Genomic DNA, 15,584 nt, shown 5'->3' with positions numbered 1-15,584 from the left:
GGGTAATCAATTATGCCAATAAATACAGGAGTATTATCACCTAGTGAAAAGGAAAGATTATGTGCTTTATACACGTATGATATACTTGATACTCCTGTAGAAAAAAGCTTTGATAACCTTGCGAGGTTAGCAGCACAAGTATTTAATATACCCATTGTCCTGATTACTTTTTTAGATAAAGACAGGCAATGGGTTAAATCCTCCATCGGGGCCGATGTGAAGGAGCTTTCACGTGAACAATCTTTTTGTGAATATACGATTCAGGGCGATACCGTATTCGAAGTCCGGGATGCTTTACTGGATTATCGTTTCGTTAATCATCCTTCGGTCAGTTCAGCACCTCATATCAGATATTATGCCGGTGCACCGCTGATTGATGATCATGGTTATGCGCTGGGTACCATCTGTTTATTTGATCTGTTTCCCCGCGAATTAAATGATAGTCAGAAAGATATTCTGAAAAGTATTGCCGGAGAAGTTGTTGTCCATCTGTTACTCAGAAGAAAAGATGAGCAGATCCGTTCCAGTGTTTCACGCTGTCAGGAACTTCTTGATATTACAGGCGTATCTCCCGAAATCCATTGTATTCTTGACCATAGGGGAAAAGTATTATTTGTGAATGAGGCGGTAACCCGTTTACTGGGTTATACTGTGCCGGAAGCAATGGAACTGGGGCTTTTGGATGTCTGTTATCCGGAAGATATCCCGGGAGTTTTAAAGAGCATAGAGCAAGGTCTTCAAAACAAAGATAAAGAACTTCATATTGATTTCCGGGTAATTGGCCGTGATGAGGTTGTCCGCTGGATAAGCTGGTCACTGGTTTCTAAAAATCGCCGCTGGTATACTTATGGCAGAGACATTACAGCGAATAAAAAGGTTGAAAGTGACCTGATGAAATTATCCTTTGTAGCGAGCAAAGTAAATAATGCAGTGGTGATTAACGATGCAGATAATCACGTAACCTGGGTAAATGCTGCCTTTGAAAAGATTACCGGTTTTAGTCTGGAAGACGTTCGTGGAAAGCGGCTCGGAGACATGATTATTGGCCCGAATACCGATCTGGAACTGATCGATGAAGTCAGAAGGTTAACTAAGCAGCGTCAGTCTTTCACCATTGATATGCTGGCTTATCGAAAAGATAAAAAAGAAATATGGATCTCAGTTTATAATACTGTCGTACTCGATGAGCGTGGTAATGTGGATCTTGAAGTCGAAATTATTATTGATATCACTGATAAAAAGCGTGCAGAAGAAGAATTGCAGGTATTATCTATGGTGGCAAGCAAGACAAATACCGGTGTAAATATCCAGGATAATGAAGGGATTACAACCTGGGTAAATCAATCACTTGAAAAATTAACCGGTTATAGAAAAGAAGAGCTTTACGGACATCATCTGGGAAATATACTTTCTCCTAATTTTTATGATCAGGAACTTATTTCTACTTCAAGAGATAAAAGTAAAAACAATCAATCCTATACCATAGAGGTCCTGGCCGAAAAGAAAGATGGATCTACCGTCTGGTTATCTGTATCCAATACCCCGATTATCAATAGTAAAGGTAAAGTTGAAAGGCAGATAGACCTTATATCTGATATTACACAGCGTAAACAGGTAGAAAAGGAAATGATTGAGGCTAAAGAACAAGCCCTGAAGCTGAGTGAGGCTAAGGAAATGTTTCTCTCTGTGATGAGTCATGAAATCCGTACCCCTTTAAATGCAGTGATTGGTATGACGCACCTATTATTGGATAATGACCCTAAAATCTCACAGATAGATGACCTGAATATCCTGAAATTTTCCGGAGAGAATTTGTTACATATTATCAATGACATCCTGGATTTCACTAAAATGGAAACCGGTAAAATGGAGCTGGAAGTTTTTCCTTTCAATCTGAAAACGCTGGCAAATGATATCATTAACTCTTTGCAGGTCAATGTCAAAAAAAAGGGCAATCAATTAAATCTTGTCTTTGACCCGCTTATACCTACAATGATTTCCGGGGATAAAAACAGGTTATATCAGGTCCTGATGAACTTTTTGGGTAATGCCATAAAATTCACAGAAAACGGTCAGGTACAATTGAAGCTTACCCTTAACGGGGAAACTGAAGAGCATTCCATCATCCGGTTTGAAATTGTAGACAATGGAATAGGAATACCTAAAGATAAGCAAAACTATATTTTCGAAACCTTTACCCAGGCTAAAACTGATATTTCCAGAAAATATGGAGGGACAGGTTTAGGGCTTGCTATTACAAAGAAACTACTGCAGATGTTTAATTCTGATATTATCGTTGATAGTACAGAAGGTGAAGGAACAACTTTTTCTTTTGAAATTGCATTTAGCAAAACAGCGGAGTTGTCCGCTTCTCCCGGCAATAATACAGAGATGAGTGTTTTTGTAGGAAAGAAAATACTGGTTGTGGATGATAATGAGATTAATATTCTTATCGCAAAACGTATTTTAAGTAAATGGGGGCTGGAAATCGAATCTGCTGTTAACGGATATGAAGCCATAGAGAAGATTATGACAGAAAGTTATGATCTGATTTTTATGGATATTAAAATGGCTGGAATAGATGGTTTTGAAACCACTGGCATTATCCGGGATATCAGCGGAGCTTATTATAAAAATGTACCTATTATTGCATTGACTGCTTCTACATTAAAAAATGATCATTATAAATTCAAAGAATGCGGCATGAATGGTCATGTGTTGAAACCTTTTAATCCTGAAGAGATCAAAAGATTACTTTCTGGATTTCTTTCCAAAGAAAAATAGTAGAAAATCGTCCTGAAAAAAAGGCTGTAAAAAAGAAGAGCCGGAATTCTGTTAAGAAATTCCGACCCCTAAATTAACGCTCTCGGTATATAAACGATTGACTGCGGATATTGTTTTAGATAAAATGTTTTTTTTTATAAAATAAGCAGATTTGTTATCAAAAGATAAAGGGCCGATATTTCTATGAAGAAAATATCGACCCTTACCATCTAAATTAACGCTCTCGAATATATAAACGAGCATAATATGGAAATGTTATGTGGCCTGATTATTTTTCTTAAATATTTTTTAATAACATATAAATTATCATTTATTATTCTGCATAAGCTGCTGCTGCAATAGATAGCTTGTTTAATCCGCTATCCAGCAATATCTTCCCGCAGGCTTCAAGGGTGGCGCCAGTTGTAATCACATCATCAATTAATAGGACATGCTGGTTTTTCAAAATATGTGACTTACTCAGCTTAAATACAGACTGCATATTCTCAAAACGGCTATACCTGCTTTTCTTAGTTTGCGTAAACGTATCGGTTTGCCGGATAAGCAAGCCTGTAACGACAGGAAGCTGCAAAATTTTAGCTATGCCATCTGCAATAGATTTACTTTGATTATAACCCCTGCTATTTTCTTTTTTCCGGTGCAGGGGAACCGGAATGATAAGGTCCGCTTTTTGATAAGATGGGTTTGATAATAGTTTCTCACCAATCATAAGGCCCAGCATAAACCCAACATCAATCTGCCCCTTGTATTTGAGCTGATGAATTAAATTCTGAGCTTTTGTACCTTTTTTAAAGTACAATAAAGCCATTACTTCCTGGCATGGCAATCTGCCCCAAAATAGTTTGGCAGCCGGATGATCTGGATAAAGATGGAAATCAGTATAGGGGAGGTCATACAGACATCGGATGCAGATACATTTCTCCCCATAAAATAGCCTGGTTCCGCATGCATTACAGCACTCTGGAAACAGCAGATGAAAAAAGTCGGCAGTAAGTTGTTTAATCAGGGACATTTTTGCAATGTAACCCTGATCAGTCAGAAAATGGTTGAAATTTAAACAGGTTTTATGCCTGGTCTTTTACAGCGAGTTGTCCGCAGGCAGCATCAATATCTTTACCACGACTGCGTCTGATATTTGTATTCACTCCCTGGCTCTTCAAATAATTAGAGAAAGCATCAATTTTATCTCCCTCAGCATTGATGTAATCTGCAAACTGAATTGGGTTATATTCAATCAGGTTAACTTTACAAGGTACATGTTTACAGAACTTTGCCAAATCTATTGCATCCTGAATTTCATCATTGAAATCATTGAATACAATATATTCGTAAGTAACCGGATTTTTTGTTTTTGCGAAATAGTATTTTAATGCATCTGCCAGAACTTTTAAGGTATTCTGCTCATTGATAGGCATAATCTCATTTCTTTTCTTGTCATCCGCAGCATGCAGAGAAAGCGCAAGATTGAATTTAGCACCATCATCGCCCAGTTTCCTGATCATTTTGGCAATACCGGCAGTAGAAACAGTAATTCTTTTGTAGGACATATTTAAACCATCCGGAGCAGTAATCCGCTCTATCGATTTCATGACATTGGCATAATTCAGCAAAGGTTCACCCATACCCATATAAACGATATTGGTCAATGGTGCATTGTAATTCTTTTTTGCCTGCTGATCAATCAGCACAACCTGGTCATAGATTTCATCTGCATTAAGATTGCGTTTTCTATCCATATAACCTGTTGCACAGAACTTACAGCTTAAACTACAGCCAACCTGTGAACTTACACAGGCAGTCATTCGTTCTTCCATCGGAATTAAAACACCTTCAACAATGTTTCCATCATATAAACGGAATGTGTTTTTAATCGTTTGGTCATTACTAAACTGCGTGTTGTTTACTTCAACTGCATTGATCGTATAGTTCTCATCTAATTTCTTTCTCAAGTCTTTAGACAGATTACTCATCTCTTCAAAAGAACGCGCAGATTTTTCCCAAAGCCATTGGTAAACCTGTTTGGCCCGGTAAGCGGGTTCTTTCATTTCAGTAAAGTGCTGCTGGAGCTGGATTAAGCTCAGAGAACGGATATCAGTTTTAGTTGTTACTAGCATTTGATGCAAAGTTACCTAAAAATAATAAGCCACCCAATTTTTCATTGGAACTTACTTGTTTTTAATAAGTTATGAAATTTGCATGACCTTGTGACTGATTTTAACAGCTAAGGTCATGCAGGAATGAATTGATATTCTTGATATTATCTTTTCGGACTTCTTGTTTTTGCAGGTGCAGTACCTGATCTTCCTTTGGTTGGTTTAACAGATCTTCTGCTTGGGCCATTGCTTTTATTCCAGTCATTTGTAGCAGCAGGTGCTTTAAATGAAGAAGAACCAGATGCTGGTTTTGCTTTGGATGACCTTGCTGGTTTTTCAGATCTTTCACCACGTTCAGCTCTTTCTCCTCTTGGAGACGCTGTTCTTGGTTTCCCTTTAGATGGGCCTGCTGGTCTTGCTCTGAATGCTTTTGCCGGAGTTACATTAACTTCTTCTTCAGCAGTAGCTGATTTGGTTTTTTTAGCAACCCTTTTTGCGGCAGCATGTTCTACAGAACTTGATTTTGCAATCATGTTATGGATTTCAGTCAGCTCTTCGGGAGTAAATTCTCTCCATTCACCAATAGGAAGGCCTTTAAGGTTGATATTCATAATGCGAATACGTTCCAGTTTGGTTACTTCAAAACCGAAATGCTCACACATCCTTCTGATTTGTCTGTTTAAGCCCTGGATCAATGTGATTTTGAAGATGAAAGGGCTTTCTTTAGTTACTTTACATTTCTTGGTCATTACCCCTAAAACAGGTACTCCCTTTGCCATGTTAGTAATAAACTGATCAGTAAGTGGTTTATTAACTGTAACCAGGTATTCTTTTTCGTGGTTGTTCCCGGCACGAAGGATTTTATTGACAAGGTCACCATTGTTAGTCATGAAGATTAACCCCTGTGAATCTTTGTCTAATCTTCCAATCGGGAAAACTCTTTCACTGTGGTTTACATAGTCAACAATGTTGCTTTTTACGCCAGCCTCAGTAGTACTGGTGACACCAACAGGTTTATTAAATGCAAGTAAAATTGAATTGTCTACTTGTTTAGGCTCAATTGTTTGTCCGTTTACTGTAATCAGATCACCGAAGTAAACCTGGTCACCAACTTTGGCTTTTTTGCCATTAATAAACACATTTCCCTGTTCAATGTATCTGTCTGCTGCTCTGCGCGAGCACATGCCGCTTTCACTAATGTATTTATTTAATCGGGTAGTAGAATCGGACATAGTTTATTTCTTTTTACAAAGTAATCAATTTCTACCCACATATGCTATCAAAATTAAAGTTTATAGTACAATTGTTAAAAAAACAGCTGCTGTTTCTCGCTGGATTTCCTTCTAAGAAGGAAATAGGCTTCGAAATCAGCAGCTGTTTTTTTAACCGCTTTCCATAGACTTGTAATGTGGATAACAGCATGAGGGGAAGGAAGGTTGACTACTTGGGACATAAGAAGATAAGATCAGACCTCATTTGTGGGGGAAAGGTTTTTTTTAAGGATTACTATTTGAGGATGCTGTTTGCAGATAGTTTTTCAGGGATTACTGTTTAAGGATTGCTGTTTGCAGATAGTTTTTCAGGGATTGCTATTTGAGGATTGCTGAATAATGAACATGATATCGGGGAATTCCGGTATAAGACAAGACGACAATTTGAGAACTAATCTTAGTTTTCAGACGCAGGAACCTCAGTATAGGCATCTCTCAACAGATGTCAAGCCAATTCAGGACAATTTATTAAAACGTAAAGTGATTTCAGGAAAATCTTATAAGGTAAAGTAAAACAGCATTACCTAATAGGTCAGGTGAAATCCGTATAAGACACGGTATAGGACTGTACAATACAACAAAATCCAGAAACTATACTTATTCTATATACGGGCTATCATTGATACGGGGTTGATACGCCTTGACCCGTTTCAACCCCGCTTAAACCCTGTATCAAACATAGCTGGAATATAGTCAGATTATAGGGCGTGTATCTTTTGTAACAGGTCCCTCCATTGATTCAACAAGGTTTGATTAAGTCTCAGGTTCTTTTCTGCACGATTTTCTATTTAGCGGTAAATTGTCTGTTGTTTTTTTTAGGCTTTGAACGGAATAACCGTAATTTGTAAACATGAGTTCTTATTTGTCGGCAAAATGGATATACCCGGTTAGTGATGCACCTTTACAGCATGGAATAATTGCAGTCAGTGATGACGGTACAATTACCGCAGTAATGACTGCTGAACAAGGGAAAGCACTAGGGATAAAGGATATACAATATTATGACGGGGTACTGGTACCGGGACTCGTCAATACACATTGTCACTTAGAGCTATCACACCTTTTTGGGAAAATAGGGGAACATACAGGGTTGCCGGGTTTTGTGCAGCAGGTTATTCAGCAAAGACAAGCCTCTGAACTTGAAATAGAGGAGGCTATGCGCATAGCGGATGCAGAAATGTATGCCAATGGTATTGTTGCCACGGGCGATATCTCCAATCAGATTTATTCAAAAGGAGTCAAAGTCAAGAGTAAAGTTTACTACCATACTTTTGTGGAGGCTATGGGCTTTAATCCAGGGCGTGCACAGGAGATTATTCAAAAGGCAGTGGAAATGCGGGATGAGTTTTTGCCTTTAAAAGCTACGATTGTTCCACATGCCCCTTATTCTGTTTCAGAAGAGCTTTTTGTAGAGATTGAGAAGGTGTCGGGAGCTGAAACTGAATCGGTTTCTATACATAATCAGGAAACGGCGGATGAGAATAGGTTCTTTGAAAAAAAAGAGGGGCATTTTCTTAATTTATATAAGTTCCTTGGCCTGGATATTGATTTTTTTCAGGCGAAAGGAAAAACTTCTTTGCAATGTTATCTGCCTCTTTTATCGGCGGCCGCCAAAACGTTATTAGTGCATAATACTTTTACCAGTAAGCAGGATATTGAATTTGCAAAAGGTCAGCACCCAAAACTTTACTGGTGTTTATGCCCGAATGCGAATTTGTATATTGAAAATAAATTACCCGATGTCGCTTTATTGATGGAATCTGGAGCTACGATTACACTGGGAACAGATAGTTTAGCAAGTAATCATCAACTGAGTATCCTGGCCGAAATGAAGACTTTACAGGAATATCAACAAATTTCTTTTGATACTTTGCTGCGCTGGGCCACGCTAAACGGAGCGCTTTTTCTGGGGATAGACACTCAGTTTGGGAGTTTTGAAAAAGGGAAAAAACCTGGGGTGAATTTCATTGAACATTTAGAGGATGGTCTGATTAAGCCCTATACCCGTATTCAAAGGATCATATAAAAGAATAACATAAATTATAGATATGTCAAATCGTATTACCTCATTATTTAAGATTCAATATCCGATTATTCAGGCGGGAATGATCTGGTGTAGTGGCTGGAAACTGGCTGCAGCAGTATCAAATGCAGGCGGTTTGGGGATTATTGGGGCTGGTTCAATGTATCCGGAAGTTTTACGTGAACATATCCGGAAGATTAAACTGGCCACAGACAAGCCTTTTGCAGTGAATGTGCCTTTTCTTTATCCTAATATAGAGGAGATAATGCAGTTACTGGTTGCCGAAGGAGTGAAAATTGTATTTACATCGGCAGGAAATCCAGCCCTGTGGACAGGTTTTCTGAAAGCTCAGCATATGACTGTGGTACACGTGGTGTCTAATACTAAATTTGCCTTGAAAGCTGAAGCAAGCGGGGTAGATGCTATTGTTGCGGAAGGATTTGAAGCCGGCGGCCATAATGGGCGGGAGGAAACCACAACGATGTGCCTGATCCCCATGGTTGCCGATGCAGTGAAGATTCCGGTTATTGCAGCCGGGGGGATTTCCTCGGGCCGGAGTATGCTGGCGGCAATGGCCTTAGGGGCAGATGGCGTACAGGTAGGTTCTGCTTTTGCAGTAGCGGAAGAATCTTCTGCACATCCTGCATTTAAACAGCGGGTTATCGGTGCGGCCGAAGGGGATACTAAACTGAGGATGCAGAAATTGTTTCCTGTAAGGTTATTGAAGAATTCTTTTGAAGGTCTGATCGCAGCAGCAGAGGCCGAAGGGGCAGATGCAGAAACATTAAAGGGGTTGTTAGGCCGTGCAAAAGCAAAATTAGGTATGTTTGAAGGAAATTTAGAAGAAGGCGAATTGGAAATCGGACAGGTTTCTGCCTTGCTAAAGGAAGTTAAGCCCGCTGCGGCTATTTTAGATGAAATATGGCAGGGGTTTTTAACAGAGAAAAATAGAGTGAGTCAGTTTAATTATTAGCTATAGAAATGAAACAAATCATTATAAGAATTACAGGAAAAGTGCAGGGAGTGGGGTTCAGGTATACCACAAAGGTCGTAGCCGACCAGATGGGGGTACGCGGAATTATCAAAAATGAAAAGGATGGCAGCTTGTATATCGAGGCCGAAGGTGATGATACCCTGCTGGATATTTTTGAAGAATGGTGTAACGAAGGGCCAGACCGTGCGAAGATAGAAAAGGTGGAGATCACACCTGGCGAGCTTAAAAACTATCGTAATTTTGAAATTATTAAGAAATAAGGTGCTTTATTATCCGTTTAATCCTATCAAGTGTCAGTTTTAAAAAAGTTTTTAGGTCAGACTGCAGTATATGGTGTGAGTACCATTCTGTCCAGACTACTCAATTTTATATTAACCCCTATTTATGTTAAGGCTTATTTGCCCGGGACATTTGGTATTTTAACCAAGCTTTTCAGCTATGCGTCACTGATCAATGCAGTGCTTGCTTTTGGAATGGAAAGTACCTATTTCAGGTATCTGAATAAATATGAGGATAAAAAGGATGCGGTATACAACAACTCTTTTATCTGTATCGCTTTTATAGCCGGACTATTCCTGATTACAGGTTCTGTCTTTTCAACTTCAATTGCCGCCTGGATTAATAATGGTGAACAAGCTCAGGTACTGGATTATCAGCGGTATGTGAAGTATTTTGTAGGGATCTTATTCATAGATGCCATCTGTGTAATCCCATTTGCTAAAATCCGTGCAGACAATAAAGCATTTAAATACAGTGTGATCAAATTCCTGAATATAGGGAGTTTTGTAGGGCTGAACCTGGTCTTTATTTTTGTTATTCCCTTAATCATTAAAAATAACTGGCCGCTGGCAGGATGGTTTTCAAGCTGGTACCACTATCAGTGGGTAGGTTATGTTTTTATCTCCAATTTAGTGGCCAGCATACTTACTTTTGTAATGCTGCTGCCTGAGTTTATGCAGATCAGATTTAAATTTGATAAAGATCTGTTTTTGAAGATGATCTCTTACAGCTGGCCTATCCTGGTAGCGAATCTGTCTTTTATTATCAATGAAAACCTGGACAAGATTGTACTGAGTAAATTATTACCGGAAGCAGTCGCTGATATCGATGTAGGGATCTATGGGGCAGTATGTAAAATTGCAATCTTCCTGAGTATCTTTATTACGGCATTCAGACTGGGGGCAGAACCGTTCTTTTTTAGCCATGCCAAACAGGAGAATGCCCGGAAAACATATGCCACAATCCTTCATTATTTTGTAATTGCACTTTCGCTATTATTCGTCGCTTTAGTGGCAAATATTGAAATCCTGAAATACTTTATTAAAGGGGATCATGCCCATACCGCACAGTATTGGTCGGGGCTGCCGGCAGTACCTTACCTGTTATTTGGTTATGTCTGCCTGGGTATTTACATGAACCTTTCGATCTGGTACAGGCTTTCAGATCAGACCAGGTTTGGTTTGTATCTCTCGGTAATCGGTGCAGTGATCACCATTGTATTTAATTTTATACTGATTCCAAGATACAGTTATATGGGGTCCGCATGGGTTTCTATGCTGGCTTATTTTGTGATGATGGTAATGTCTTATATACTGGGACAGAAATATTACCCGATTCCTTATAAGCTCAACCGGATACTGGCTTATATGGTTACCTCAGTAATTATTGTCATTTTGTCTTTCTGGGTATTTAACAGGAATATCTATATTGGTAATGGATTACTACTGCTTTTCTTTGCCGGGATAGCTTATGTTGAAAAAGATGAAGTAAAGGCACTTCTGGCAAGAGGAAAATAATCCTGACAAGGGGAATGAATTTTATTGCACAGACCATTAAAAAATAATACGGGCCGGTTTTAAAGGCTTTAATACATAAATAAACAGAACAAGATGAAGATTAACATTATTAACAAATCAGGATTGGCATTGCCTCAGTATGAAACAGCTCATGCAGCAGGTATGGACATGAGAGCTTTTGTAACTGAAGAACTGGTCATCAAACCGATGCAACGTGTTTTAGTACCTACAGGTTTGCATATTGAACTGCCAGTAGGATATGAGGCACAGATCCGCCCGCGTAGTGGTTTGGCTTATAAACATGGAATCAGCATTGTGAATTCTCCGGGAACTATTGATGCCGATTACCGTGGAGAAATCAAAGTATTGTTAATTAATCTTTCAGATACTGATTTTGTGGTTAACAATGGTGACCGTATCGCACAAATGGTCATTTCAAAACATGAAACTATTACCTGGGAAAGTGCAGAAGAATTAAGTGACACCGCACGTGGTGAAGGTGGTTACGGACATACTGGTAAATAACCAAAAGAAATGAACAGGATCGTTGTTTTATGCTGTATACTAGTCCTGGCACTACCTTCTGCGGGTCAGCAGAAACCGGTTTCTGCAAGAGATAGTGTACTCATTAAACAACTTTTCTTTGCTGGTCTGAGCGATAAACTCAAAGAGAACTACGTAAGGAGCAATGAGAGTTTTAGTAAGATCACCACTATTGACGTACGAAATGCTGCGGCATGGTATGAAATAGCCTTATTGAATTTCAGGCAAAATAAAATGGCTGAGGCCGAAATCGCTATAAAAAATGCGGTTGGCATTGATCAGAATAATCCATGGTACTGGAAACTCATGGCCGAGCTTTATAAAAGTACCGGGAGTATGGACCGTCTGATCCCGGTTTTTGACCAGCTCATCCGCCTGGCTCCAGACCAGCAGAGTTACCAGTTTGACCGTGCCAATGCAATTGCTATAGCCGGCAGAAAAGAAGAAGCAATGGCCGCTTATGCCTTGCTGGAAAAGAAATTTGGCCCGTCAGAATCTCTGGACAGGGCCCGTCAGAGAATTACAGGGGTCACCAAAGAGAATGGCCCTGCAGTTAGCGGGACAGAAGCTATGGCTGCCGCTACGCTGTATCTCTCCCAAAAGAAATTTTTGGCTGCCTCTAAAGTATTGGAGAATATTGCAGCTACACATCAGGATGACCCGCTTTTTCTGGCACTCTATGGTGATGTGCTTTATGAAACCGGAAATCTGCCGGGTGCACTCATTTATTATAAAAAAGCCTTAAAACTGACCGATCAGCTCTATGGTGTCTGGGAAAAGGTCCTCAATATATCTATCCTGATGGGGCAGTATAAACAGATGATTGCCATCGGCGAGGATGCCTTGTCGGTCTATCCTAATCAGGCTATTTTATACTATTATATGGCTTTCGCCCTGCATCGTGAAGATCAGAATAAAGACGCACTGGAACATATCAGGTCAGCAATGGCGCTGGATGGGGAAAATAAAGAATTGCAGGCACTGATTTCGGCATTGCAGGCAGAAATATTGATTGATCAGGGCAAAACTGCTGCTGCAGATATGGCTTTTGAGAAAGCTGTAAAGCTGGACCCGCAGAATTTTCTGATTATGAACAATTATGCGTACTACCTGGCATTAAGGAATGAGAACCTGGATAAAGCCGTATCTTTAATTGCTATAGCAGCTAAAGCTTTACCTCAAAACGCTTCTATAGCCGATACTTATGCACTGATTTTGTTTAGAAAGGGACAATATGACCTTGCAAAGTCGTGGATAGAAAAGGCGTTAAAAAACAATGAAGCCGAAAACAGCGTTTATCTGGAACATTACGGGGACATTTTGTTTTATACCGGAACGCCGGATGAGGCATTGATCCAATGGAAGAAATCGTGGGATGCGGGGAATGATTCTTCCTTGTTAAAAAGAAAAATAAATGAGAAAAAGTACCTTACAAAATAGCCTGCTGATTCTTGTGCTGAGTTGCACGGTAATGGCCTGTAAAACAAAAAAGAATATCGTTAAGGCACCCGATGTAGCTGTTACACCTGTAGTGAACAACAAGAAAGCAGAGAATCTTTCGTTGTTGCGCAGTAAAGATATGCCCTTTAATACACTTGCGCTTAAAGGCAAAGTCAGCCTGGACATGAACGGGAATGTCAATAATGTAAGTATGGTGATCAGGATTCAGAAGGATCAGAAAATCTGGGCAAGCATCACTGCTATTGCAGGGATTGAAGTGGCAAGGGCCCTGATTACCCCGGACAGTGTTTTGGTAAGGAACAACTTGCAGTCTGTAGGGGTGAGAAAGCCATTCAGTTATCTGAACAGCTTTACCAGTAAACAGGTTACTTTCAAAATGCTGCAATCTATTCTTTCTGGAAATACAATTGCTGAATTTACGAACGATCAGGTCACACTGGATGGGGATGCAGGTATATTTACAGCAAAAGGCACTCAGGGAGAGCTTGCTTTCAATGTACTGTTTAATACACTGATGAAGACTTCAGAACTTCATATGAATGAAGTAAAAGCCGGGAAATCACTTCAGGTCGTTTACTCCGATTATCAGCAGGTAGCAGATGCTTTATTCCCTTCTGTGGTGAAAATCAATTCTATGTCGGGCACCAAGAAAACCAATCTGTCATTCGACTTCTCAAAAATAGAACGCAATGTCCAGCTTGATTTTCCGTTTACTCTTCCTAAAAGGTTTGAGATAATAAACTAATTTTTTTTATACTTTTGATGCAATGAAGCTACACAAATTACTTTTGTTTCTTTTGTTTATCACGTTTGCGTCAACGGGCTTTGCCCAGAGCAGTTCTCAGTTAAAGAGAAAAAAGGAAGCTATCCAGCGTGAAATTGAACTTTTACAGAAAAACCTGAATAAGGCTGCTCAAGGTAAGAAACTTACTTTGAGTGAGATACGTGCGTTAAGTACGAAAATCAGCCTGATGCAGAACAAGATCACGGTCATCAATTCAGAAATAAAAAATCTGGACAATGAGATCCATGAGAATAAAAACACCGTACATTCATTGCAGGGTCAGCTGGCACAGCTTAAAAAAGAATATGCCGGAATGATCAGGTTTGCACAGCGCAATAAAAACTCATACGATAAAATGATGTTTATTTTTGCTGCCCGTGACTTTAACCAGGCTTATAAAAGGATAAAATATTTGCAGCAATTTGGTCAGTACCGTAAAAAACAGGCTGATTATATACAGGGAACAGAAAAAAACCTGAACTATAAAATTGTAGTGCTTGATAAAAGTTTAAAAGCAAAAAGCAGTCTATTGCGCGAACAGGAAACTGAGCAAAGTAAACTGGCGAAAAATAAGAGTGAGCAGGCCTCTGTACTGAATAAATTCAGTAAACAGGAAAAACAGTTTGGCCGTGACATTGCCACAAGAAAAAGACAACAGGCAGCAATTGACCGCGAAATCAGAAATGCGATTAACCGTGAAATTGCCTTAGCCAGAAAGAAAGCAGAAGAAGAGGCCAGGGCTGCGGCAGCGAAAGCAAGAGCAGAAAGTAAACCAGCCCCTGTTGAAAAAGCGAAAACTAATAGTAACTACCTGACTTCAACACCAGAGGCAGCAAGGTTATCAGCAGGATTTGAAACTAACAGAGGACGTTTACCATGGCCGGTAGCTACAGGCTCTATTACAGAAGGTTTTGGAAGACATACAGAAGGTCAGGCCAGCTATAGTAATGACGGGATAAATATCATGACCAGCGATGGGGCAGGTGTACGTGCCGTGTTTGGTGGTGAGGTGTTATTTGTAAGGGTGATACAGGGAATTTATGTCGTAGCAATACGTCATGGTGATTATTTTACAATCTATCAGGGTTTAAAATCATCAAATGTATCCAAAGGAGAGAAGGTTGAAACGCGCCAGAGTATTGGTACTGTTGCAACGACTTCTGATGGGGCTGTACTGCACTTTGAAATTATGAGGGGACAGTCAAAATTGAATCCTGAAGCGTGGATTGCGAAATAAATTGATGCTTATTTGAAGAAGATATTGACATTGCGCATTCAATTGTATCAGTTTAATGACATTAGAAAGCAATTAGAACTGAGATAAAATACAAGAGGTGCGTTTGAAAAATGTTTATATTTGTTATATATAATAATTGAATGATATGAATACTGGAATAGTAGTATTAGAATTTTTAAATATGGGTGGCAGTGAAATCATGCTTATCCTGGCAGTGGTATTGTTGTTGTTCGGAGGTAAAAAATTACCGGAACTGGCAAGAGGATTAGGAAAAGGGATCAGAGATTTTAAAGATGCCTCTGAAGGGGTGAAGAGAGAAATTCACCGAAATATTAATGCAATGGACATTGACGATGAGATCAAGGCTACTGATGCCGCTTATCCTGCAACTCCAAGATCAGGTACAGAAGCTCATGATGCCAATTCTTCAGTGCATATTGATCCTTCTGCCCCTACAGCTGTACATACAGAAACACCGGTTGTAGCGCACACTGAAACAGCAGCCGTAGCACATACAGAAACATCAACTGCAGCGCATATTGAAACACCAGCTGGAGAAACACTGTCTGAAATAGAAAAAAACAAAATTTAACTCAAT

The 15,584-nt window shown here is 39.5% G+C and carries 13 protein-coding genes; 10 read left to right on the top strand and 3 right to left on the bottom strand.

All coding sequences use genetic code 11. The features are described from left to right. Window positions 1–12 precede the first annotated feature (12 nt). A complete protein-coding gene (locus HDE68_RS12120; RefSeq protein WP_183882233.1) occupies window positions 13–2,784 on the top strand; it encodes a PAS domain S-box protein in 2,772 nt (923 codons plus the stop codon). 313 nt (window positions 2,785–3,097) lie between these two features. Here the strand turns inward: HDE68_RS12120 and HDE68_RS12115 are convergent, their stop codons facing one another. The 3 genes from HDE68_RS12115 to rluF form a co-directional block, all read right to left on the bottom strand. Beyond that, window positions 3,098–3,796 (bottom strand): ComF family protein, encoded by a 699-nt coding sequence (locus tag HDE68_RS12115; protein ID WP_183882231.1) that lies wholly within the window; start codon window positions 3,794–3,796, stop codon window positions 3,098–3,100. Between the two features lie 52 nt (window positions 3,797–3,848). After that, the gene (rlmN, locus tag HDE68_RS12110; RefSeq protein ID WP_183882229.1) at window positions 3,849–4,898 is read right to left on the bottom strand and encodes a 23S rRNA (adenine(2503)-C(2))-methyltransferase RlmN; all 1,050 of its coding nucleotides are present in this window, start codon (window positions 4,896–4,898) and stop codon (window positions 3,849–3,851) included. A gap of 143 nt (window positions 4,899–5,041) precedes the next feature. Continuing rightward, entirely contained in the window at window positions 5,042–6,109 is a 1,068-nt protein-coding gene (rluF, locus tag HDE68_RS12105; RefSeq protein ID WP_183882227.1) for a 23S rRNA pseudouridine(2604) synthase RluF, read from the bottom strand. Between the two features lie 889 nt (window positions 6,110–6,998). On the opposite strand from rluF, the gene HDE68_RS12100 reads away from it, so the two are divergent. The 9 genes from HDE68_RS12100 (at window position 6,999) to HDE68_RS26525 (ending at window position 15,578) form a co-directional block, all read left to right on the top strand. Continuing rightward, window positions 6,999–8,174, top strand: a complete 1,176-nt coding sequence (locus HDE68_RS12100) for an amidohydrolase family protein (RefSeq protein WP_183882225.1) — start codon at window positions 6,999–7,001, stop codon at window positions 8,172–8,174. A 22-nt stretch (window positions 8,175–8,196) separates the two neighbouring features. After that, on the top strand, window positions 8,197–9,144 hold the full coding sequence (locus HDE68_RS12095; protein WP_183882223.1) for an NAD(P)H-dependent flavin oxidoreductase: 948 nt from the start codon (window positions 8,197–8,199) through the stop codon (window positions 9,142–9,144). Window positions 9,145–9,152: 8 nt separating this feature from the next. Continuing rightward, complete coding sequence (locus HDE68_RS12090; RefSeq protein WP_041878102.1) at window positions 9,153–9,425, top strand: acylphosphatase; 273 nt, start codon at window positions 9,153–9,155, stop codon at window positions 9,423–9,425. A 30-nt stretch (window positions 9,426–9,455) separates the two neighbouring features. Beyond that, window positions 9,456–10,961, top strand: coding sequence for a lipopolysaccharide biosynthesis protein (locus HDE68_RS12085; RefSeq protein WP_183882221.1), 1,506 nt, complete (start codon window positions 9,456–9,458; stop codon window positions 10,959–10,961). A 93-nt stretch (window positions 10,962–11,054) separates the two neighbouring features. Next, window positions 11,055–11,486, top strand: coding sequence for a dUTP diphosphatase (dut, locus tag HDE68_RS12080; protein ID WP_041878104.1), 432 nt, complete (start codon window positions 11,055–11,057; stop codon window positions 11,484–11,486). A gap of 9 nt (window positions 11,487–11,495) precedes the next feature. After that, window positions 11,496–12,944 carry a tetratricopeptide repeat protein gene (locus tag HDE68_RS12075; RefSeq protein WP_183882219.1) on the top strand — a complete coding sequence of 483 codons (1,449 nt, stop codon included), beginning with the start codon at window positions 11,496–11,498 and terminating at the stop codon, window positions 12,942–12,944. After that, complete coding sequence (locus HDE68_RS12070) at window positions 12,919–13,710, top strand: DUF4292 domain-containing protein (RefSeq protein WP_183882217.1); 792 nt, start codon at window positions 12,919–12,921, stop codon at window positions 13,708–13,710. The genes HDE68_RS12075 and HDE68_RS12070 overlap by 26 nt, the downstream gene beginning before the upstream one ends. Before the next feature lie 22 nt (window positions 13,711–13,732). Continuing rightward, window positions 13,733–14,986, top strand: coding sequence for a murein hydrolase activator EnvC family protein (locus HDE68_RS12065; protein ID WP_183882215.1), 1,254 nt, complete (start codon window positions 13,733–13,735; stop codon window positions 14,984–14,986). A gap of 145 nt (window positions 14,987–15,131) precedes the next feature. Continuing rightward, window positions 15,132–15,578 carry a twin-arginine translocase TatA/TatE family subunit gene (locus HDE68_RS26525; protein WP_260171755.1) on the top strand — a complete coding sequence of 149 codons (447 nt, stop codon included), beginning with the start codon at window positions 15,132–15,134 and terminating at the stop codon, window positions 15,576–15,578. Window positions 15,579–15,584 lie beyond the last annotated feature (6 nt).

This window comes from Pedobacter cryoconitis (assembly GCF_014200605.1).
Lineage (GTDB): Bacteria > Bacteroidota > Bacteroidia > Sphingobacteriales > Sphingobacteriaceae > Pedobacter > Pedobacter cryoconitis_B.
The sequence above is the reverse complement of the archived record's forward strand: the minus strand, read 5'-3'. Positions and strand labels throughout refer to the sequence as shown.